A 22,668-nucleotide genomic window follows, 5' to 3' on the forward strand; every position below is an offset into this window, starting at 1 on the left:
GATTTTCAAATTCCATCCGAAAGAAGGTATCGACGGCAATGAGCTATATTTCCCTGCCTGAGAGCAAAGAGCTCGACTTCGTCGCCATCGGGCGGCTGTGCATCGATTTGAACGCGAACGAAATTCATCGGCCGATGGAAGAGACGATGACGTTTACGAAATACGTCGGAGGCTCTCCCGCCAACATTACGATCGGGATGTCGCGCTTCGGGCTGAAGACGGCGTTTATCGGCAAAATCGCGAACGACCAGATGGGCCGTTTCATCGCCGACTACCTGCGCCGCAACCGCATCGAGCTGACGAATGTCGTGACCGACCGGACCGGCGCGGTGACCGGGCTCGCTTTTACCGAGATCAAAAGCCCGACCGACTGCAGCATCCTGATGTACCGCGACAATGCGGCGGATTTGCAGCTGACCCCGGGTGAAGTACAGGAGGAGCTGATCGCAAAGACGAAGGTGCTGCTCATCTCCGGTACGGCGCTGGCGAAGAGCCCTTCCCGCGAAGCGGTGTTTCAGGCTTTGAATTATGCCAAGAAGCACGGCGCGGTCATTGCGTTTGACCTCGATTACCGGCCTTATACATGGACTTCGCCGGAAGAAACGGCGGTTTATTATAACCTCGCGGCCGAGAAATGCGACATCATCCTCGGCACCCGCGAAGAGTTCGACATGATGGAAACGTTCGAGCACAACCCGGAGCACAGCGACCAAGTGACGGCGGGCAAATGGTTCGATTATTCCGCCAAAATCGTCATCATCAAGCACGGCAAGGACGGCTCCATCGCTTACACGCAGGACGGAGCAGACCATCGGGCAAAGAGCTTCCCCGCCAAGGTCGTCAAGACGTTCGGCGCCGGCGACTCGTATGCCGCAGGATTTCTATTCGGCGTGATGCAGGGCTGGACGCTCGAGAAGAGCATGGAATTCGGCAGCGCCGCCGCGTGCATCGTCATTTCGAGCCACAGCTGCTCCGACGCAATGCCGACGGCCGCAGAGGTGCACGACTACATCGAACGCTGCAACCGCGGCGAAATCACGGCCTCATAAGCGGGCCGACTTACCGAGAGGAGAGCTGCATGCTATGACAACTACATTGAAAAACTGGATCGGCGGCGAGTGGATCGCTTCCGCATCCGACCGTACCGAGCCGGTCTATAACCCGGCCACCGAGGAAATTCTCGCTTATGTGCCGCTGTCCACCCGCGAAGACGTCGACCGCGCCGTACGCAGCTCCAAGGAAGCGTTCCAAACCTGGAGCCGCACGCCGGTGCCGCGCCGCGCGCGCGTCTTGTTCAAATACCAGCAGCTGCTGGTCGACCACTGGGAGGAGCTGGCGCGTCTTGTCACGCAGGAAAACGGCAAAAGCTACACCGAAGCCTACGGCGAGGTGCTGCGCGGCATTGAGTGCGTGGAATTCGCCGCCGGCGCGCCGTCGCTGATGATGGGCAAGCAGCTGCCGGACATCGCCACGGGCCTGGAGTCGGGCATGTACCGGTATCCGGTAGGGGTGGTCGGGGGAATTACGCCGTTCAACTTCCCGATGATGGTTCCGTGCTGGATGTTCCCGCTCGCCATCGCCTGCGGCAATACGTTCATTTTGAAGCCTTCGGAGCGTACGCCCTTGCTAGCGAACCGCTTGGCCGAGCTGTTCCGCGAAGCGGGCCTGCCGGACGGCGTGCTGAACATCGTTCACGGCGCGCATGACGTGGTGAACGGCATCCTCGAGCACAAAGACATCAAGGCCGTGTCGTTCGTCGGCTCCCAACCGGTGGCGGAGTACGTGTACAAGACCGCATCCCACCATGGCAAAAGAGTTCAGGCGCTCGCCGGCGCCAAAAATCACTCCATCGTCATGCCGGATGCGGACCTCGACCTGACGGTGAAGGAAATCACCAACGCCGCCTTCGGCTCCGCAGGCGAGCGCTGCATGGCCTGCTCCGTCGTCGTTGCGGTCGGCGAGGTCGCGGACAAGCTCGTGAACAAGCTGAAAGCGGCGGCCGACAATATCACGATCGGCAACGGGCTCGACGAAGGCGTATTCCTCGGACCTGTGATCCGCGGCCCGCATAAGGAGCGGACGCTGAAATATATCGAGCACGGCGAGAACGAAGGAGCGCTGCTCGTCCGCGACGGGCGCAGAGATGCGGCTTCGGACGGGAAAGGGTATTTCGTCGGCCCGACGCTGTTCGATCAGGTGCAGGGCGGCATGAAAATTTGGGAGGATGAAATTTTCGCCCCTGTCCTGTCGATCGTGCGGGTTGCGACGCTGGAGGAGGCGATCGAGCTGTCCAACCGCTCGGAGTTCGCCAACGGCGCGTGCCTGTTCACGCGAGACGGCGGCAACGTGCGCCAATTCCGCGAGACGATCGACGCCGGCATGCTCGGCGTGAACCTTGGGGTGCCGGCGCCGATGGCGTTCTTCCCGTTCTCCGGCTGGAAGAAATCGTTCTACGGCGACCTGCACGCGAACGGCACGGACGGCGTGGAGTTTTATACGCGCAAGAAAATGGTCACGGCGAGATGGTAAACCCGCTTTAGGAGGGGCTGCGGAAAAAGATTTGCCTCCGGCCGCTATTGAAATCGTAACATTAGATTGTCATTTTAGAGGAATCGTTACGATTTCAAAGGCGGGCGCTGTCGCTCCTGCGGCAAACCTTTTTCCTCCGCGGCACCATGCTGCTCTTGTAGACCATTTTCTAGCGCGATCAGGGAAGTAGCAGAAAGAAATGAAAGGAGCTGGTACGATGACGCTCGTTTCCATGAAAGCGATGCTGCAGCAGGCACTGGAAGGCAAGTACGCCGTCGGGCAGTTTAATTTGAACAATCTGGAATTTACTCAGGCCATCCTTCTCGGGGCGCAGGAGGAGCAGGCGCCGGTCATTCTCGGCGTCAGCGAGGCTTACATTCCTTATATGGGCGGGCTTCCTACCATTGCAGGGATGGTGAAGTCGCTGATCGATCACTACGGCATTACGGTGCCGGTGGCGCTCCATCTGGATCACGGCTCGACCTATGACGTGTGCCTTCAGGCGATTCACGCGGGCTTCACTTCGGTAATGATCGACGCCTCGCACCATCCGCTGGAGCATAATATCGACGTCACCCAGCGGGTGACGCAGGCGGCTCATGTACTCGGCGTGTCCGTGGAAGCGGAGCTCGGACGCATTACCGGACGCGAGGACGATCTCGTGGTCGATGAAGCGGAGGGGATGTACGCCGTAACGGATGAATGCGTCCGGCTTGTCCGCGAGACGGGCATCGATTGCCTGGCGCCGGCGCTCGGTTCCGTTCACGGCCCTTACCGCGGGCAGCCGAAGCTCGGCTTTGACCGGATGGGCGAAATTCAGCGCGCCACGGGGCTTCCGCTGGTACTGCACGGCGGGAGCGGACTGCCGGATGACGAAATCCGCCAGGCGATTTCGCTCGGCACGGCCAAAATCAATGTAAATACGGACAATCAAATGGCCTGCACGGCCGTGATTCGCCGCTTTTTGAACGAGCATCCCGAGGCGTACGATCCGCGAAACTATTTGATCCCGGCCCGGGAAGCGATTAAAGCAACAGTACAGGCCAAAATCCGGTTATTCGGATGCTCGGGCCGAGCGGGAGGACATGCCTAATGAAGAAGATCAGAATCGGCATCATCGGCGCGGGCCGGATCGGCAAAATCCACGCCGACAATTTGCGGCGCCATCCGCAGGCGGAAATCGCCGCCGTCAGCGACCTGTTCGCCGGACCGGAGCTGGAAGCCTGGGCGGCGGCCCGGGGCATCGGCACCGTGACAAAGGACAGCATGGAATTGATTACGAATCCCGACATCGATGCGGTGTTCATTTGCTCCTCGACCGATACCCACGTTCCGCTCATTATCGAAGCGGCTAAGGCGGGGAAGCATATTTTTTGCGAGAAGCCGGTCTCGATGGAGCTGGACCGGACGGAGGAGGCGCTTGAGGCGGTCCGTGCGGCCGGAGTGAAGCTGCAGGTCGGGTTCAACCGCCGCTTCGACCATAATTTCAAACGCGTGCGCGAGCATGTTCTGGGCGGAACGATCGGGGAGCCCCATATCGTAAAGATTACGTCCCGCGACCCGAATCCGCCTCATGACGATTACATTCCGCGTTCCGGCGGCATGTTCATGGACATGATGATCCACGACTTCGATATGGCGCGGTATTTGTGCGGCAGCGAGGTCGAGGAGGTGTATACGCAGGGTGCTGTCTTGATTAATCCGGTCTTTGCCCAGTATGGAGACGTCGACACGGCCGTCGTGACGCTGCGCTTCAAGAACGGCGCACTCGGCGTAATCGACAACAGCCGCCAGGCGGTGTACGGCTATGACCAGCGGGTCGAGGTGTTCGGCTCCAAGGGCAGCGCGGCCGTAACGAACGATCATCCGAATACGGCGGAGATCAGCACGGCGGAAGGGCTGTTCCGCGATAAGCCGCTGCATTTTTTCCTGGAGCGCTATAACGAGGCCTACATCGAAGAGACGCATATGTTTATCGATAGTCTGGTAAACGACAAGCCGGTTCCGGTGGACGGCAACGACGGCTATCAGGCGGAACGGATCGCGCTCGCGGCGCTGCTGTCGCTTCGGCTGGGTAGGCCTGTCAAGATCGACGAAGCCGATGCGCTGCAGAAGTCGTCGCTGGAATCGGTTTAATCCGGAAGGAGGAGGACATAGCCATGTCTGAACTGATTGTGAAGCCTGCACCAAGCCCTGGGCCGGACGGCACGCTCCTGACGGTGACGCCGGAGTCGGCTGGATGGGAGTACGTCGGATTTGAGGTAGTAAAGCTGGAGGAAGGCGGTCATCTGCGCCGGGAAACCGGGGAGAACGAGGTATGTCTTGTGCTGCTCTCCGGCCGGGCGGATGTGAGCACGAGGGAAGGCGCCTGGCCGGGCATCGGCCGGCGGATGAGCGTGTTCGAGAAGACGCCGCCGTATTCGGTCTATATCCCCGACGGCGACTTCTATGAAGTGAAGGCTCTTACACCGCTGGAGCTGGCCGTATGCGCGGCCCCGGGCCGCGGCAGCCACCCGGCAAGACTGATAGGGCCGGAGCAGGTGGGCGTCGAGACCCGCGGATACGGGAATCTGGAGCGGCAGATTCATAATATTTTGCCGGAACAGGAGCCTGCGGACAGCCTGCTGGTCGTCGAAGTATTCACGCCGAACGGCCATTGGTCGAGCTATCCGCCGCACAAGCATGACCGCGACGCGCTTCCGGAGGAGTCGCTGCTCGAGGAAACCTATTACTTCCGTGTGCAGCCGGAGAGGGGCTTTGCTATGCAGCGCGTCTATACGGACGACCGTTCGCTCGACGAGACGCTGATCGTGAAGGACGGCGAAGCGGTCCTCGTCCCGCGCGGCTACCATCCGGTATCGGCGCCTCCGGGATACGACGTCTATTATCTCAACGTGATGGCAGGTCCGTCGCGCACCTGGAAGTTCCATAACGATCCCGACCATGCCTGGATCATGACTAAGCCGAAGGAAGCGTAAAGCGGTTGCAAGTTGGGCCGATCCCCTTCATAATGAAATAAACATATCCTTAGAGAAAAAACGGGGAAGCACAATGAAAGCAACCATTTATGATATCGCCCGGGAAGCGGGGGTATCGATAGCCACGGTCTCTCAAGTCATTAACGGCAAAGGCAAAATCAGCGAGGAACGTCGCAGCGAGATCATGCAAATCATAGAGCGGCTGAATTACCAGCCGAGCGTGATCGCCGCCGCCCTTACCGGGAAAAAAACGTATACGCTCGGCCTGCTCGTACCGGACATTTCCAATCCGTTTTTTGCCGAGATCGCCAGGGCGGTGGAGGACCAAGGGCATCAGCTCGGGTACAGCGTCATGATTTGCAGTACCGACAATAAGGATGAGCGCGTGGAGCGCTACTTGTCCCTGCTGCAGCAGAAGAGCGTGGACGGGATTATCATCGGCACGGGGATCGAGAACAAGGAAATGTTGAAGCCGCTGCTCGAACGGGATATCCCGATTGCTTTAATTGCCCGGGAAATGCCGTCGCTCGACGTGAATACCGTTGTGGTGGACGATTTCATCGGCGGCGCCCTGGCTGCGCGGCATTTGACCGGTCTTGGCCATGCGCGGCTGGCGGTATTGGCGGAGGAAGCAAGGGTCAGCTCCAGCCGGGAGCGGGTCAGAGGCTTCATGCAAACGCTGGAGGAGGCGGGGTTGAACCGTGAGGACGTGATCGTGCGTCACTGCGACTATGTGGTGGAGGACGGCAAACGCAAGGCGCTTGAGCTGCTAAGCACATCAGGACGCCCGACGGCGATCTTCTGCTGCAATGATCTGCTTGCCATCGGCGCGCTTCAAGCGGCCAAGGAGCTGGAGCTCCGCGTGCCCGAAGACTTGTCGGTCATCGGCTTCGACGATACGATTCTCGCTTCGGTTACGGATCCGCCGCTGACCACGGTAGCCCAGCCGATCGGCTCGATGGGGAACAAGGTCGTCGATTTGCTGGTACAGGAGCTGAAGAAGGAAGCGGACTTCAAGCAGCGGGTCGTTCTGCGGCCGGAGCTCGTCGTGAGACGCTCTGCGGCTGAGCCGCCGTCCGGTTCATAAACAACCGGCCGTTCATGATCGTAAGAGCAATTCAAAATAGCATCTCAAAAGAGTATCTCTTAAGATCAGTGCAAACGGACACTTCCCGAACCGAACGGGGGTGTCTTTTTTTTCGTTGAATTTATAAGTATTCGTAACTTATATCCTTGTAAGACAAGGCCGGCGCAGCCATTTATTCTGAACGTTATAGAAAGTTTAAGTTCGCTAAAGCGTTAAAGCGGACTGCAACTTTCTATACCAAGAAAAACTACCTATAAAAACGGTCTGGCTGCTTTGAAGGACTCCGATAAGGAGTTTTTCTTATTGCGTCGGCCATGCTTTTGTCTAAAAAGTCCTAATGCTGCAAAAAAGTACGTTTCATTCTGTCTGTCTTTGCAAGAATCTCCGATTGCCGGAAAGCCGACGGTTTCCTATTGTGAAGAGCAGATGTGCAAGAGGAAGCGAAAACAGCCGACCCTTACCCTAGCGATAAAGGAGAAGGAACCGATGAATGACCAGACGATGAATATTCCACTTCGGTGGCTGCAGGAGAACAAGAGGGAACGACCGGCCGGCGTGACTTGGGGCGTGCCCTGGAGGGAGGGAGAGCTGAAACGGGAGGAGAACCTTGTGCTGTTTAGCGCAGCGGGAGAGCCCGTACCTGTTCAAAGCTGGACGACGGCTTATTGGCCGGACGGCAGCGTCAAATGGACGGCCCATGCCGCTTCGGTCGCCGCATCCGACCGGACGGGCGGTTATGTGCTGCGGAAGGGGGAGCCTGCATGCGGAGTGAAGCCCCTCGCCGTGAAGGAAACCGATGAGACCATTGAGGTCGATACGGGCATCCTGATCTGCCGGTTGAACCGAAGCGGAGCTTCCGTTATCCGGGACATCGAGCGTGAAGGCAAGCGGTTGTGCGGCGGGGCGATGCTCGTCGGCATCCGCGAAGCCCGCGAGACGCTTCATGGCGCGAAGATCATGCGGGAAGAAACGTTCCACAGCGAGATCGACCGGACCGAGGTGGAAACGCAAGGACCCGTGCGAACGGTGGTCAAAATGACCGGCAAGCATCGGATGCTTGAGGACGGCCGGACCTGGCTCCCTTTTACGCTGCGTTTCTATTTCTACGCCGGGCAGGACACGCTCCGAATCGTTCACAGCTTTCTGTTCGACGGAGATGCAGAGCAAGATTTCATTAAAGGTCTCGGCATGAGCTTCGACGTACTGCTCGAGGGAAAGCTGTATAATCGTCACCTGCGGTTTGCAGGGGATTCCGGCTTCCTCAGCGAGTCGCCCCAAGGGCTGATGACGTTCCGAACGACCGGCAGGTACCAGGATTTGTACCGCGAGCAGACGGACGGGAAAAAGGTTGCCTTCGACCCTCAGGAGGATGCCCGGTTCATGGAGCTGATCGATGATCTTGCCGTATGGGACAGCTTCAAGCTGGTGCAGCATACGGCGGATTCTTACACAATTACGAAGCGGACTAAGGAAGCGTGCAGCTGGATCCGCGCGGCGTCCGGCGGCATAGCGCGGGGGCTCGCCTACGTCGGGGGAGAGAACGGAGGGCTTGCCCTCGGGGTAAGGCATTTTTGGCAAAAATCACCTTCGTCGCTGGAGATTCACGGACTTTCCCGGGACGCCTCCACGGTAACGGCTTGGTTCTGGTCGCCGGATGCTTCGGCCATGGATTTGCGCCATTACGATACCGTGACGCATTTGAAGTCATCCTACGAGGGCTTCGAGGAGCTCCGCAGCACCCCGTACGGCGTGGGCAATACGACGGAGCTGAGCCTCAGCTTCCATGGCCGGACGCCGGACAGGGAAACGCTGGAGGCGCTGGCGGAAGAGAAGGAAGACCCGGCCCTCTTGGTCTGCGAGCCGCAGCGTTACTACGACTCGCGCGCGACGGGCATCTGGAGCCTGGTCGACCGGAGCACGGAAAGCAAGGCCGCTCTCGAGGACGGCATGGACGCCGTCTTCCGGTTTTACCTGGAGGAGGTCGAGCAGCGGCGCTGGTACGGCTTCTGGGATTACGGCGACGTGATGCACAGCTACGATCCGGTCCGGCATACGTGGCGCTACGATATCGGCGGCTGTGCCTGGCAGAACACGGAGCTGGTGCCGAACCTTTGGCTGTGGACGATGTTCCTGCGCACGGGCCGGCTGGACGTGTTCCGCTTTGCCGAAGCGATGACCCGGCATACGAGCGAAGTCGACGTCTACCATATCGGAGAGTACGCTGGACTCGGCTCCCGCCACAATGTGCTTCACTGGGGCTGCGGCTGCAAGGAGGCGCGGATCGGCATGGCCGGGCTTCACCGGATGTACTATTATTTGACCGCCGATGAGCGCATCGGAGACATCATGGACGAAGTGAAGGATGCGGACTATGCCACGGCGGGCCTGGACCCGATGCGTTCCTATTATCCCAAGGACGAATTCGTTACGCATACCCGCAGCGGCCCGGACTGGTCGGCCTTCTGCTCCAATTGGCTGACGCGGTGGGAGCGGTACGAGGATACCTTTTACCGGGACAAAATGCTGACCGGGCTCGATTGTCTCAAAAGGATGCCGTACCGGCTGCTTACCGGTCCGGTGTTCGGCTACGATCCGGCGACCGGCATTCTGGAGCATATGGGCGATGAGAACTGGGGTCATCATCTTATGATCTGTATGGGCGGAGCGCAGGTGTGGATGGAGATGGCGCAGCTGCTGAAGGATGCGGAATTCGCGGACATGATCGCGGAGTACGGGGCGTTCTATAACTTGCCGAAGGAAGAGAAGGCGCGGCGGACCTCGGGGGCGATACCTGGGAAAGATTGGAATATTCCGATGCTGTCGACGGCGATGATGGCTTATGCGGCCCGGCATGCGCAGGACAGCCAGCTGGCCCGGGAGGCCTGGAGCTATCTGCTTCAAGAGACGAACCACTGGCAAATCCGCATTCCGCTGGAGACGGAGCCCGTGGAGCGAAGCGAATATATTTGTCCGATCCGAGAGATTCCTTGGATGTCGACGAATACGGCAGCCCAGTGGTGCCTGAATACGATGATTTGCCTGGAGCTGATCGGGGATCAGCTGCCGGAGACGAATCAAACGGAGGTGGCTGCCGGATGACGGACATGAAGCTGCTCTATGATAATCCGCTAAGCGGACCGGAATGCCTGGAGGGCTTCCGGATGGAAGGGCCCGGGGAAATGACCTTCCCTCATGGGCGACTGCGTCTTGAAAGCCGCTTGGGCCCGTCCGAGGGGCTTAAGGCGAACTTCGTGCTGTGGTGTCCAGTCGTTTTCCCGGACCGCATCGCTATCAGCTGGGAATTCCGGCCGGTGAGAGAGCCGGGGCTGGCCATGCTGTTCTTTGCGGCCTCCGGAGCCGGGGGTAAGGATCTGTTCGACCCGGCGCTTGCGCCGAGGGACGGGCAGTACGAGCAGTATCATCACGGGGAGATGAACGCCTACCATGCGGCATATTTCCGCCGGGCGCTGAAGGAGGAGCGCGCGCTTCACGTCTGCAATCTGCGCAAAAGCTACGGGCTCCATCTCGTCGCCCAAGGAGCCGATCCGATCCCCGGCGCGGAGGATGCGGTGGAGCCGTACCGGATAAGCCTGATCAAAAATGGGGCGTCGATTCGGTTTCTCATCAACGAGCTGCCGATCTTCGATTGGACCGATGACGGCGAAGCTTACGGGCCCGTGCTGGGCGGCGGCCGGATCGGCCTTCGCCAGCTGGCGCCGATGATCGGTGATTATGCTCATTTGCAGGTCTGCCAATTGGCGGATGAGAAGGAGGAAAGCGGGGCATGAGGCAAACGAAGCTATTCATCGCAGGCGATTCGACAGCGGCCAGCTATCCGCCGGAGCAGGCACCGATGGCGGGATGGGGACAGCTGCTCTGTACCTTGTTCGATGCGCGGCAGGTCCTGGTATGCAATGAAGCGAAGTGCGGCCGTAGTTCGAGAAGCTTCATCGCGGAGGGGTACTTTGACCGGATTCGGGAGCGGATCGGAGCGGGCGATTATTTGTTCATCCAATTCGGACATAACGATCAGAAGCCGGGCGGCGGGTTTACGGATCCTTCCGGCTCTTACCCGGAAACCCTTGCGCGTTACGCAGCAATGGCTCGCGATCAGGGAGCTGTTCCCGTGCTGCTCACTCCGGTAGAACGGAGACATTTTGACGCAGAGGGGCGGCTGCTGGAGACGCACGGAGACTATCCTGAAGCGGTTCGACGCTTGGCCCGGGAGTTGGATGTGCCTTTGATCGACCTGTGCCTCAGCAGCCGTGCGCTGTACGAGTCGCTCGGACCGGAGGCGTCGAAGGGGCTGTTCGTGTGGTTGGAGCCGGGTGAGCACCCGAATTATCCGGACGGCGTCCATGACAATACGCATTTCAATGAGCGGGGCGCGCGCGAAATCGCCCGGCTGGCGGCGGATGGGATCGCCGCCGCCGATGTGCCCCTGAAGCATGCGTTGCTTCCGGCGGGACACATTCAGACCTCTTGAAGGAGATGCTGCCAATGAAACCAATAGCTATACGGCTTGCTGCGCCGATCCTGTTGGCAGGGATGCTCTCCGCCTGCGGCGGTCCGGCCGCTACGGACAATCCTGCCTCCACCGCAGACCGGGAGGGGCCGGTCGAGCTCGTTTTTTATTCCATGAGCAAGGATTTGGAAGCTTCCTTCAACGATCGGTACGGAGATGCGATCCGGAAGAAATTCCCGAATTATACGATCAAATATATTCAGCGGGGCACTGGAACCGATCTGCAGGACCTGCTTAACGCCGGCCAGCGTATCGATATTCATTGGGATTCGATCGGCTCGTTCCCAAACAGCAACATTGTATACGGCCTGAGCTATGACATGACCGATTTGATCAAAAAGCACAACGTCGATCTAAGCCGCTTCGAGCCGAGCCTGATCGATGCCATGAAGCAGCTCGGCGACGGCAAGATTTACGGCCTGCCCGTATATAACGAGCGGATGGCGCTGTTTTACAATAAGGATCTGTTCGACAAGCTCGGCGTGCCTTATCCGAAGGACGGGATGACGTGGGATGAGCTTGGAGACCTCGCCAAGAAGCTGAGCGTGGAAAAGGACGGCGTCGCGTACACGGGCTTCTCGCCTTCGATCAACCATTTGTTCCTGACCAATCCGTATTCGCTGCCGCTGCTCGATAAGGACACCCAGAAGGCGACGATTAACAGCGACAAGTGGAAGCAGGTCATCGAAGCGCAGCTGATCCGTCCGGCCTCCAGCCCGGTTTATGCCAAGGCGATGGCCGCCTACAACGGCAAAATTCCGGACCTGCAGCAGTTCGCCAAAGACCAGACGCTGGCGATGTTCATTTCGTCGCCGGTTCTGCCTTCGGTGATGAAGAAAGAGCTGTCGCAGTTTAATTGGGATATCGTGTCGTATCCGGAAATGAGCGACCTGCGCGGAATCGGTCCCCAGTCGTATCCGGGGTATTTTGCCATCACGAAGATGGCTCGGAATAAAGACGCGGCCATGGAGGTGCTCAAGTATTTGACCTCGGATGAATATCAGCTGGAATACTCCAAAAAAGGGATCATGACCTCGCTGAAGAGCGATTCGGTGCAGAAGGCGTTAGGCTCGGAGAGCTCGTTCAAGGGGAAAAATTACGGCGCGTTCTTCTACAACAAGTTCCCGGCCATGGCTAACAAAAGCGTCCTGGAAAGCCAGGTGGCTGTGCTCGGCACGTACACCAAGAACATGAATAAAGTGGCGGCCGGCACGATGGACCTCAATACGGCGCTGCGAACGGCCGAGGAAGAGACGAACAAGCTTGTGGATGATTTTAAGAAGAAATAAGCAAGCTGCGGCAGGTTCGGCGCCCCTGGTGCCGGGCCTGCTTTTTTTTCTGAGATTCACGATGTTTCGGCTTGCCTGAGGGGCGGGATTTCGGTATGTTGGAAGTGGGTATTGCAGTTCTACCATGGATTAACCTAAGGAGGAGAAACGGTGAGTCAAGCGAGAGCATTTGAAGCGGATTACCAAGGGGAACGAGCGATATATTTGGAAGCGGGCGGCTACGAGGCGGCGGTGCTGCCGGAGATCGGGGGCAACCTGATCGCGTTCCGCGAGCCGGCCAAAGGATACCGGTTCCTGCACGAGCCGCTGCCGGATGAGATGGAAGCGTTCAAGGCGAATCCGATCATCCACGGCATTCCGGTGTTATTCCCGCCTAACCGCTATGAGGACGGCAAATTCCCATGGAACGGGCGAACCTACGAATTCCCGGTGAACGAGCCGAGTACAGGCAACCATTTGCACGGCTTCGTACATAACATTCCTTGGGAAGCCGAGAGCTTCGGTACGATGGGGGCGGAGAGCTTCGTAACGCTTCGGCTAAAGGTGGACGCAGTTCACCCGGTGTACCGGTTTCTGCCTCATGCCTTTACGATCCGGCTTACCTATTCGCTCGGCGAATGGGGGCTGTCCCAGCGCGTGTCGGTGCGCAATGACGGGGAAGAGGCGATGCCATGCCTGCTAGCTTTCCACACGGCGGTCAATGCGCCTTTTGCTGAGAACGCTTCGGCGGCGGATTACCGGTTCCGAATGACGATCGGCAAGCGCTGGGAGCTGAACGAACGGATGCTTCCGACGGGACGCTTCCAGCCGCTGACGCCGGACGAGGAGCGGATGAAGGGTGAAGGGCTGTCGCCGTTCTTCGAGGCGATGGACAACCATTACACCGTGGAGCCGCAGGACGGTCGCAACCGCATGGAACTCGCGGATACCCGCAACGGGGTTGTGTTGGTCTATGACGCGGGCACCGCGTACAAGATGTGGATGATCTGGAACAACAACGCTGCGGAAGGCTTCTTCTGTCCGGAGCCGCAGGTGAACCTGGTGAACGCGCCGAAGGTTGCGCTGCCCGCCGAGGAGATCGGCCTGCTGTCGCTCGCTCCGGGCGAGATCTGGGAAGCGGCAAGCCGCATGTACTGCCGGCCGTTGTAAGATGTAAGTCCCGGTGCGAAGGGGTTCGCGCCGGGACTGTTTTTGTTGATAAGACTTATAAGTTTTTCGCGGGCTTATAGCTTCGCATCAACCTTGATAAACGCGCTGGTCCTTGTAAGACAAGGACGGCGTAGCCGTTTATCCTGGTGTAAATTACCTAATAGTTAACCGCCTCGACACCTGTTTGTATATTTTTCGCATCGTCGTTAGCTCTTGCTCCGAAACCTCCTGCGGATCCTGCAATGTCTCGCTCAGCGGTACGATTTGATATTTCGGGTCAAGGACCCATGTCGGGATAAAACGGGCTCCAATAATCTCCACTTTCCCCCGATCGTCTTTTCGCAAGGATATTTGAGCGATCACCCCGTTTTTGGTATGATCGTTCAATTTTAACCGCGTAGTGATCAGATTGCCTAAGGAATAAATCACGAACCGCTTTTTTCTGACGCCATAGATGTCGGCGACGTTATGGAATTCCGCGGGCTGGACGACATGAGGGTGCGAGCCCAGAATGATATCAGCCCCGTGTTTAAACAACAGATGAACGAGACGCTTCTGCCGTTCGTCAGGCAGAAGCCGATACTCTTTGCCGAAATGAAGGCATACGATGACAACATCCGTTTTCTTTTTCAATTGCCGGATGTCATGAATGATCTTGCACGGTTGGATTCGATTCACCGCCCATTGCTCATTCCTCGGTACGGGAATCGAATTCGTCCCAAGCGTATAGGCTAATATGCCGATTGCGATCCCATTTATATTTTTAATAAGAACATCCTTCGATTCCCGAAAAGAGCGGGATGTGCCGGTATGGGCAATCCGATTCCGGTCAAGTACATCCAGTGTTCGCTGCAGCCCTTGGATCCCGTAGTCCATGCAATGATTATTTGCGGTGATCAGCACATCGAAGCCTGCTTTTCCCAAGCTCTTGCCAAGTTCGTCCGGACAATTGAACAGGGGATAACTGTTTTTCGGGTTTCTTGGCTGGCGTTTGAAGTTGGCGGTTTCATCGGTTCCTGCAAAAACCGTTTCGAGATTGCCGATCGTCAAATCCGCCTTCTTCAAATAAGGAGCGATTTTTTCAAACATCCCGTCGAATGAATAACGCTTCTTGTCATCACCGGGAAGCTGCGCTGCGAGAATAAGCTTGCTCCTCATCATAATATCGCCGACGGCCGCGATCCTTATTTCGGTTGGCATGGAATCTCACCCTTCCCATATTTCATAACATCAACAGGGTATGAGGACCTGAACCGTTTTGATACCGGACAATCACAAAAGAAGTCCGCTGTCATAACGTGTAGGTAGGAGGTGGAAGGGACTTTATGAAACGATTCGGCATATTGCAAGCGGCTTTTCCTGCGAGAGGTTCAAAGTTATCGGCAAGCTCCTCCTATGTCCCCGAGGTTACATGGAGATTGTTTCATGCGGCGGGAAAAAAGCACGGCATGCAGGTTCTTTTCTTTCGGTCGGAGGATGTGGATTTCGGCAAGCGCAGGGTGCATGCATGGTCCTCTTCTTCGAGTAACGGGCTTTCGGGCTGGAAGCGGAGCTGGCACCCGTTACCGGACGTTTTATATGAAAATTACCCGATAGGGAGAAATGGCTTCCGCACGAAAGCCCTGGCTGTCAAGCAAAGGTTCAAACGGCTCGGCATTCCGGTGTTTAACCCGGCTTTCTTTAACAAAGCAGTCCTGCAAAAGATTCTGAGCCGCAGCCCGATCGTCCGTCCCTATCTGCCGGACGCCAAGATTGCCGTCAAAGCTTCGGATGTGACAGGGTTCTTAAAAAAGTACGGCGTCGTTTATCTCAAACCCGTCAACGGATACCAGGGAAGGGGCATTATCGAAGTCCGGCAGCTTTCCCGGGATCAAATTCGGGTGAAGTCCGATAAGTTCGACGAAAAAAAGTCGCTGCTGCAAACGTATTCGCTGCCAAAGTTCGAGTCTTTTACAGGGAAGCTGATGAAGCGGAAAAGGTATCTCGTGCAGCGAGGGCTGGACTTGTTAAAAAAGGGCGACCGCAAAATCGACTTTCGCGTCGTAGTCCACCGGGGAGCCGACGGAAAGTGGCATTCCGCCGGGATCAGGCCCAAGCTCGGTAAAGCGGGATCGATGGTCACCAACAGTCATGCCGGAGGAACGAAGACCCTGTGGGAAAAACTGGAGCTATGGGCGCATCGAACCGGAGCCCCGCTGCCGGGAGCGGGGGAACTCGAAAAACCGGCGCTTGCCGCAGCCAAGTATTTGACCCGATTCAGACCGACCCTGAGTCATCTGGGAATTGACGTCGCGGTGGACAACAGGAAAGGCATCTACCTTCTGGATTTCAACGTAGTGCCGGGGCGCGACCTGCTCACGCCCGCAATGCTTCGACGCGTTACGAAGCTGATAACCGGATTCGCCCGCTATTTGGCCACCAAACGTAAATGATTGACCGGCCTCCAGTGACAAAGTGGTTTTGGCCCATCAACCGGCCGAAAAAAAGATTAGCCTCTGAAAATAAAAAGCCGCTTCTCCGAACAGCCGAATCTGTACCGGAAAAGCGGCTTTCGCTGCACGAAGCTAGTCATGATGATTTCATCTGACTTGCCAGTGAGGGATGAGCCCTCACCCGTTCACCTTCAAGCGAATGACATTCCACGACGCCTTCGCCAGCCGTGCCTCGACGGCCGAATCCGAAACGATCGCTCCGCCGTTCGTATGCGGCTTCACGCGGTCCGGCTCCGCCTGTGTATTCACGGCCTTCAGGTCATCGTGCTCCAGCACGATGTGCTCGATCAAGCGGCAGCCGCCGAAGCTGCGCAAATCCACCTGAAGCGGCAGCGTGCGTTCCAAGTCCCGGTTGACGGCAAACACCGTCACTTCGCCGCGTTCCTCATTGTGGACGGCAACGGCCTCCAGGTAAGGCACATCGGTTATTTCCTTCGTATCGTACTTCGGAGAGCGGATCAGAGGGACGAGCGCTTGGCCCCGGCCGAACAGAGAGGCATGCAGATAAGGGTAAAAGATCGTCTGCCGCCAAGCCGGTCCGCCGTTTGCGGTCATGATGGGCGCGATCACGTTGACGAGCTGGGCAAGGCAGGCCATCTTGACCCGGTCCGCCCGCTTCAGCAGGCTGATCAGAAGACAGCCGACAACGAGTGCGTCCTCGTGGTTGTAAACGTCCTCCAGCTGGGGCGGAGCCACCTGCCAGGGAGCGATTTTTTTGTCCGCGTCGTTGGAATGGTACCATACGTTCCACTCGTCGAAGGAGAGGTACATCTTCTTCTTGCTGCGTTTCTTTGCCTTCACGTAGTCGCAAGTCGCGATGACCGTATGGATGAAATCATCCATTTCGAGCGACCGGGCGAGAAAGGTCGGGGTATCGCCGTTCCGGTTGCTGAAATATTGATGCAGGGACAAATAATCGACATGCTCGTACGTGTGATCCAGCACCGTAGCTTCCCAATCGGGGAAGGTCTTCATGGCGCGGCTCGAGCTGCCGCAGGCGACCAGCTCGATGGACGGATCGACCCACTTCATGACCTTGGCACTCTCCAGCGCGAGGCGGCCGTATTCCTCGGCGGTTTTGTGGCCGATCTGCCACGGACCGTCCATTTCGTTGCCGAGGCACCACGTTTTGATGGCATGCGGCTTCTCATACCCATGCTCGATCCGCAGGTCGCTCCAGTAGGTGCCGGAGGCATGGTTGCTGTATTCCACAATGCTGCGCGCTTCCTCTACGCCGTGGGTGCCCAGATTGACGGCCCACATCACTTCGGTATTCGCCTTGCGGGCCCAGTCCGCAAATTCGTTCAAGCCGACCTGGTTCGGCTCGACAGTGCGCCAAGCGAGCTCAAGCCGCTTCTTCCGTTGGTCCTTCGGCCCAATGCCGTCCTTCCAGTCGTAGCCGGAGACGAAGTTGCCGCCGGGATAGCGGACAATGGGCACCTGCAGCCCGCGGATCAGCTCCAGCACATCGGTGCGAAAGCCCTGCTCGTCGGCTTCCGGATGCTCCGGCTCATAAATCCCGCCGTACACGGCGCGGCCCAAATGCTCGATAAACGAGCCATAGAGGCGGGGATCGACTTCGCCGATGCGGAAGTCTTTGTCGATAATCATAGTTGCGCGTTCGGAGGTCATGCGAATTCATCCTTTCAAGTTGAAATAATAAATATATAAACTATATACATAAAAACATTAACTAGTTATAATAAACCATACGATCAGAGCTTTTGGCAATCTATTTTTCTGAAGCCTGAATTGACTTTTATGAATTAATAATGATATTAATATGAAAGCCCATGCCGGCTACGAAGAAAGGAAGAAGCCCAAGTGATGATCAAAGCGACGACGGACGTCTCCAACTTGCCGCTGTACGAAGCGCTGGCCAGTGAAGTGCGGCTGCGCATTCTGCGCATGCTGGCGGAGCGTCCCATGAACATAAAGGAGATCGCGCAGCAGCTGGAGCTCAGCAGCGCGATTGTGACGATGCATATCCGCAAGCTGGAGGCAGGCGGACTCATCAGTACACAGATGGTGCGTAAGGAAGGAGGCACCCATAAGATGTGCACCTTGGCCGCAGAGCGCATCCAGATCGACATGCCGCTAAGCGAAGAGCCGCAGCGCAAGGTATACGAGAGCTCGATTCCTATCGGACATTATACGGCCTTCGATATTCATCCGACGTGCGGATTGGTTACGAAGGAGAAGGTGATCGGGCAGTTTGACGATCCCCGCTATTTTCTGGAGCCGGAACGGATGTACGCTCATATGCTCTGGTTCGGGAAAGGCTACGTCGAATACCGCATACCGAATTATTTGCTTCCCGGGCAGCGGCCCGAGGAGATCGAGATCGCCATGGAGCTCGGGTCGGAGGCGCCGGGGGCCAACGACAACTGGCCTTCGGACATTTCGTTTTATTTGAACGGGGTTCCGCTCGGGGAATGGACCAGCCCGGGAGATTTCGGCAGCAGCAGCAGGGGGACGTACACGCCGGAATGGTGGAGAACCGGGTTGAACCAATACGGTCATCTGAAGGTGATTCGCGTTCGGGAGGAAGGAACGTTTATCGACGGTCAGCGAGTCACGGGGACGAAGCTGAGTAATCTTCCGCTCGACCGAAACTACTGGACGCTCAGGATTGCTGTGGAAGAGGGGGCGGAGCATGTCGGCGGCTTAACGCTGTATGGAGAAGGCTTCGGCAACTACAACCAGGATGTGCTGTTCCGGGTTTATTACCGGTAAGAGACTATAGGGGTCCGCACATTCGTCACGGGCCGGTTCAGTAAAATCCCGGCTGCCGCGGGAAAGCAGCCTGAAGTGATCCTCCGGGTACATTTAGCGAAGCCGGGTTCACTAGTAGCGCCTGGAAGTTCACTACGCCCAGCCATGCCGTGCGATGGCCGACTTTACCGAACCCAGGCTCACTAGTAGTGAACTCTGGTTCAGTAAACTCCCGGCTGCCGCGGAAAGTTGATCATAGAAATCCAAAGTCTCGGCTATGTTTGGCAAAAATGTACTACCCATGCAAAAATATACAAACTGCCGGGAGCCGTTCGTACAAAATAATCCAATTGTATGGAATTTCTCTAAGCGATAAGGTGAAAAGAGAGTTTTTCCATCCTATTTCCATTCTATGGAATGACCGACACAAGCCAAGCCACTTCACGTGCCAGGAGGTGAGATCGCCTGCTGAGAGGAAAATTTTATCGGAGAAGCCTCATTCTCATTTTGATCATTACGAGCATTCCCGGTCTCATTACCGGCGTTCTGATTTACAAATTTGCCGGCGGGCGGATCGAGAACGAAATGGTGCAGCTCCATAAAAATCAGATCGCGCGCCGCGCGGAGCAGATGGATAGCCAGCTCTCCTTCCTGGAGCTGTCGCTTTCCCATTGGGCGTTCGATACGAAATTCGATTACGGTTTGAAGGAAACCGATTTTTTCAAGCAGTTCCAGAGCACCAAGGATTTGACCAAAACCTTGCTGCTGATGCAGGGTTCCCTCCCTCTGACGAGGCGTATCGAGCTTTATGCGGAAGGGCTGCAAACCGTCCATTTCGATCCGGAATTCAGTCTCGTAACGCCGGATTCGGAACCGAACAGCGAATTCCGCAGGCTGCTTGCCGGGGACGGTTCCGTCTACTGGACGCAGCTGCCGGCCGGGGAACGCAAGGAGATCGCGCTTGTGCAAAAAATACCGGGCACCTCGCCGGAGCCGTTCGGCGTGCTAGTGGCCCGGCTCGACCGTGACCGGTTGTCCGAGCTATTGAAAACGCTTGCTCCGTACGATGACGGCGAAGCGCTTCTGCTCGACGCCGGAGGCAAGCTGCTGGCCGCTGCGGGAAGCAGCGCACTCCCTGCGGGATTTCAAGAGCTGCTGCTCAAGGAAGCGGCCCGCCGTGCCGGGACCGAGCCATCGTTCCTGCTGGAAGTTGGCCGCAGTACCTATTCCGTCTCGACCGGCACCTTCGGCCGGATCGCTTCGGATTGGACGTATGTCTCCGCGGCTCCGATCAATGCGATGACGGCTCCCGTCCTCTTCTTGTCCAAGGTCATCGCCGCCGTAAGCGCAGCCGGACTGCTGCTGGCAGCGATTCTGGCCTGGTTCGCCTCCAATCGCATTTACCTGCCCTTGGGCCGTCTTCTCCGGATGCTGACGGAAGGGAGTGCGGTTGCCGCTATCGGCCGGGAGGATGAGTTCAAGCTCATCGAGAAGGAGTGGCGGCAGCTGAGCGGGGAAAGCTTGGCCCTACGGCATAAGCTGGAGGACCAGCTGCCGCAGGTGCGGGAGGGCTTCCTCCTGCAGCTGGTCTACGGCTATTTATCCGCCAGCTCGGAGGAGGATTTGCGGAGGCGGATGAGGCAATACGGCTGGGCGGTAGAGGACCGCGTCTACCGGGTGCTGGTGCTCCAGCTGACGGGCATGACCCAAGCCGATCAGAAGGGCCGATTCTCCCCGGGCGATGAGGGGCTCGTCACCTTCGCCGCCGCGAATATGATCGGGGAGCTTGCGGCGGAGCGCTTCAACCAGGCGGAGGTCATCAATTTCCACAATTTGACCGTCGGCCTGCTGCTGCTGATGCCTGCGGAACGCTCCTCTTCGTCTGCGGTCTACGAATTGGCGGATTCGCTCACGCAAGCGGTGAACCGCATGCTGAAGATGCGGGTGACGCTGAGCATTGCCGCTCCGACCGCCGAGGTGAAGGCGATTCCGGCGCAATTCGACGAAGCCCGGATTGCGCTCAGCTACCGCATGTTCGGGCATGAGAACCAGCTGATCGATCTGGAGCTGCGGCATGCCGGCGAGCCGGAGCGGGGCTTTCAATATCCGTTTGCAGAGGAACGGGAAATGATCCAGGCCATGCGCACCGGCCGGCAGGCGGAGGCGGAAGCTGCCGTTTCGGTTTTCCTGCAGGCGCTTACAACCGGCGGGGCCAAGGAGGTCGAGGTGCAGCAGGGGCTGCTGAACCTGCTCGGCAGCCTGCAGCATGCGGCCATGCAGTCCGGACTCAGCCCGGCGAAGCTGTTCAAGGGCAGCAATCCGTTCGAGCAGCTCGCATCCATTCACGAGGAGGAGCAGATCCGCTCGTGGTTCGTGTCCAAAGTCATCCGCCCTTACATTACCGCGATGGAGGAGCGGTCCGACGATCAGGTCAAGAAGATGATCGAGGAAGCGATGCTGTATATGCAGGAGCATTACCGGAACGATATTTCTCTTGACGAATTGGCGGAGCATTGCGGCACGAACGTCTTTATGCTGAGCCGCTCCTTCAAGCAGGTCACAGGCAAGAACTTCATCGATTACTTGACGGAGCTGCGCATGGCCAAGGCCAAGGAGCTGCTGCGCAATTCCGAACGGAAGATCAACGACATTGCGGAGCAGGTCGGCTACCAGCACAGCTATTTTAACCGCATCTTCAAAAAATACGAAGGCATTACCCCGACTAGGTATCGGGAGAACAGCAGAACGTAAGGCCATAAGGCGCTCCTGATCGCACAGGAGCGTTTTTTGTTCAAAATAATCGCACTGCTGCAAGAAAGTTCCAACGCCTTGCCCCGCCTGCATTTCACAGGATCAAAAATGTCCGATTGCATCCAAAATCATGCTGCCGCACAATGAGTCTAATTCAACAACCGAAAGGGGAGAGACGATGGAGCATACGACGGCAAACGAACGCACCCTGAATAAGAAAGCGCATACGGACAGCAGGGTGCTGCGGCGGCTTCGAAGGGACAAGTGGCTGTATGCGCTTCTCCTTCCGGGCGTGCTGTATTTTCTCGTCTTCAAGTATGTCCCCATGTGGGGCGTGGTGCTGGCATTCAAAAATTATCAGCCGTTCCTCGGCTTTTGGAAGAGCGAATGGGTTGGCCTGGAGCACTTCCGCAATTTCTTTCAGAATCCGGACTTCCTGAGGCTGATCAAGAATACGCTGCTCCTGTCCTTTTATAATCTGATCTTTTTCTTTCCCGCTCCCATTGTGCTGGCGCTGCTGCTGAACGAAATCCGGGTATCCCTCTACAAGCGGACGATTCAGACCTTGATCTACGTCCCTCATTTTATTTCGATGGTCATCGTGGCAAGCATCAGCTACGTGTTTCTGACGACGGAGGGGGGCGTCGTTAACGAGCTGCTGCAGCAGTATACAGGGTACAAGATCCAGTTCCTGGCCGACCCGCATTGGTTCCGGCCGCTGATCATCGCGCAGACGGTCTGGAAGGAATGCGGCTGGGGGACGATCATCTTCCTGGCGGCGCTGGCCGGCGTCGACGCGGAGCAGTACGAGGCGGCCATCATGGACGGCGCGGGCCGCTGGCGCCAGCTGTGGCACATCACTTTGCCCTCGATCCGCAGCACCATCGTGATTCTGCTCATCCTTCGGATGGGCGATGTGCTGGACAACGGCTTCGAGCAAATATACCTGATGACCAACGCCTTGAACCGCGAGGTGGCGGACGTTTTCGATACCTACGTGTACCTGATGGGGATAACCCAGGGGGCGTTCAGCTACAGTACCGCGGTCGGTTTATTCAAGTCGGTCGTCGGCGTCGTTCTTGTGTTCGGCAGCAACTTTCTGGCCCGCAGGTTCGGGCAGTCCGGCATCTATTGAACAAGGAGGCAGACCTTC

Annotated in this window: 17 protein-coding genes; 15 read left to right on the forward strand and 2 right to left on the reverse strand. The window is 57.5% G+C overall.

The features are described 5' to 3' along the window. The first annotated feature begins 38 nt into the window (after positions 1-38). The 11 genes from iolC (at position 39) to O9H85_RS01265 (ending at position 13,557) form a co-directional block, all read left to right on the forward strand. Positions 39-1,049, forward strand: coding sequence for a 5-dehydro-2-deoxygluconokinase (gene iolC / locus O9H85_RS01215; RefSeq protein ID WP_269879445.1), 1,011 nt, complete (start codon positions 39-41; stop codon positions 1,047-1,049). Positions 1,050-1,083: 34 nt separating this feature from the next. Continuing rightward, positions 1,084-2,529, forward strand: coding sequence for a CoA-acylating methylmalonate-semialdehyde dehydrogenase (locus O9H85_RS01220; protein WP_269879446.1), 1,446 nt, complete (start codon positions 1,084-1,086; stop codon positions 2,527-2,529). Between the two features lie 217 nt (positions 2,530-2,746). Then, positions 2,747-3,622, forward strand: coding sequence for a class II fructose-1,6-bisphosphate aldolase (gene fba / locus O9H85_RS01225; protein WP_269879447.1), 876 nt, complete (start codon positions 2,747-2,749; stop codon positions 3,620-3,622). Beyond that, positions 3,622-4,665, forward strand: a complete 1,044-nt coding sequence (iolG, locus tag O9H85_RS01230; protein WP_269879448.1) for an inositol 2-dehydrogenase — start codon at positions 3,622-3,624, stop codon at positions 4,663-4,665. Before fba ends, iolG begins: the two co-directional genes overlap by 1 nt. A 23-nt stretch (positions 4,666-4,688) precedes the next feature. Then, positions 4,689-5,507, forward strand: a complete 819-nt coding sequence (gene iolB, locus O9H85_RS01235) for a 5-deoxy-glucuronate isomerase (protein ID WP_269879449.1) — start codon at positions 4,689-4,691, stop codon at positions 5,505-5,507. Between the two features lie 73 nt (positions 5,508-5,580). Continuing rightward, positions 5,581-6,594: a LacI family DNA-binding transcriptional regulator gene (locus O9H85_RS01240; RefSeq protein ID WP_269879450.1), complete on the forward strand. Its 1,014-nt coding sequence runs from the start codon at positions 5,581-5,583 to the stop codon at positions 6,592-6,594. 486 nt (positions 6,595-7,080) lie between these two features. After that, a complete protein-coding gene (locus O9H85_RS01245; protein ID WP_269879451.1) occupies positions 7,081-9,693 on the forward strand; it encodes an exo-rhamnogalacturonan lyase family protein in 2,613 nt (870 codons plus the stop codon). Further along, positions 9,690-10,382: a DUF1961 family protein gene (locus O9H85_RS01250; protein ID WP_269879452.1), complete on the forward strand. Its 693-nt coding sequence runs from the start codon at positions 9,690-9,692 to the stop codon at positions 10,380-10,382. The genes O9H85_RS01245 and O9H85_RS01250 overlap by 4 nt, the downstream gene beginning before the upstream one ends. Beyond that, complete coding sequence (locus O9H85_RS01255) at positions 10,379-11,080, forward strand: rhamnogalacturonan acetylesterase (protein ID WP_269879453.1); 702 nt, start codon at positions 10,379-10,381, stop codon at positions 11,078-11,080. The genes O9H85_RS01250 and O9H85_RS01255 overlap by 4 nt, the downstream gene beginning before the upstream one ends. A 14-nt stretch (positions 11,081-11,094) precedes the next feature. Next, entirely contained in the window at positions 11,095-12,408 is a 1,314-nt protein-coding gene (locus O9H85_RS01260; RefSeq protein WP_269879454.1) for an ABC transporter substrate-binding protein, read from the forward strand. A 150-nt stretch (positions 12,409-12,558) separates the two neighbouring features. Continuing rightward, the gene (locus O9H85_RS01265) at positions 12,559-13,557 is read left to right on the forward strand and encodes an aldose 1-epimerase (protein ID WP_269879455.1); all 999 of its coding nucleotides are present in this window, start codon (positions 12,559-12,561) and stop codon (positions 13,555-13,557) included. Between the two features lie 153 nt (positions 13,558-13,710). On the opposite strand, the gene O9H85_RS01270 is transcribed toward O9H85_RS01265, so the two are convergent. Further along, positions 13,711-14,757: a CapA family protein gene (locus O9H85_RS01270; protein ID WP_269879456.1), complete on the reverse strand. Its 1,047-nt coding sequence runs from the start codon at positions 14,755-14,757 to the stop codon at positions 13,711-13,713. 125 nt (positions 14,758-14,882) lie between these two features. On the opposite strand from O9H85_RS01270, the gene O9H85_RS01275 reads away from it, so the two are divergent. Continuing rightward, the gene (locus tag O9H85_RS01275) at positions 14,883-15,989 is read left to right on the forward strand and encodes a YheC/YheD family endospore coat-associated protein (RefSeq protein ID WP_269879457.1); all 1,107 of its coding nucleotides are present in this window, start codon (positions 14,883-14,885) and stop codon (positions 15,987-15,989) included. Between the two features lie 177 nt (positions 15,990-16,166). On the opposite strand, the gene arfA is transcribed toward O9H85_RS01275, so the two are convergent. Continuing rightward, the gene (gene arfA / locus O9H85_RS01280; RefSeq protein WP_269879458.1) at positions 16,167-17,681 is read right to left on the reverse strand and encodes an arabinosylfuranosidase ArfA; all 1,515 of its coding nucleotides are present in this window, start codon (positions 17,679-17,681) and stop codon (positions 16,167-16,169) included. Between the two features lie 195 nt (positions 17,682-17,876). On the opposite strand from arfA, the gene O9H85_RS01285 reads away from it, so the two are divergent. The 3 genes from O9H85_RS01285 (at position 17,877) to O9H85_RS01295 (ending at position 22,650) form a co-directional block, all read left to right on the forward strand. After that, on the forward strand, positions 17,877-18,785 hold the full coding sequence (locus O9H85_RS01285; RefSeq protein ID WP_269879803.1) for an ArsR/SmtB family transcription factor: 909 nt from the start codon (positions 17,877-17,879) through the stop codon (positions 18,783-18,785). Positions 18,786-19,271: 486 nt separating this feature from the next. Then, entirely contained in the window at positions 19,272-21,515 is a 2,244-nt protein-coding gene (locus O9H85_RS01290; protein WP_269879459.1) for an AraC family transcriptional regulator, read from the forward strand. Positions 21,516-21,693: 178 nt separating this feature from the next. Beyond that, positions 21,694-22,650 (forward strand): ABC transporter permease, encoded by a 957-nt coding sequence (locus O9H85_RS01295; protein WP_269879460.1) that lies wholly within the window; start codon positions 21,694-21,696, stop codon positions 22,648-22,650. Positions 22,651-22,668: the final 18 nt, after the last annotated feature.

The sequence above is a fragment of the Paenibacillus gyeongsangnamensis genome, from assembly GCF_027533625.1.
GTDB lineage: Bacteria > Bacillota > Bacilli > Paenibacillales > NBRC-103111 > Paenibacillus_G > Paenibacillus_G gyeongsangnamensis.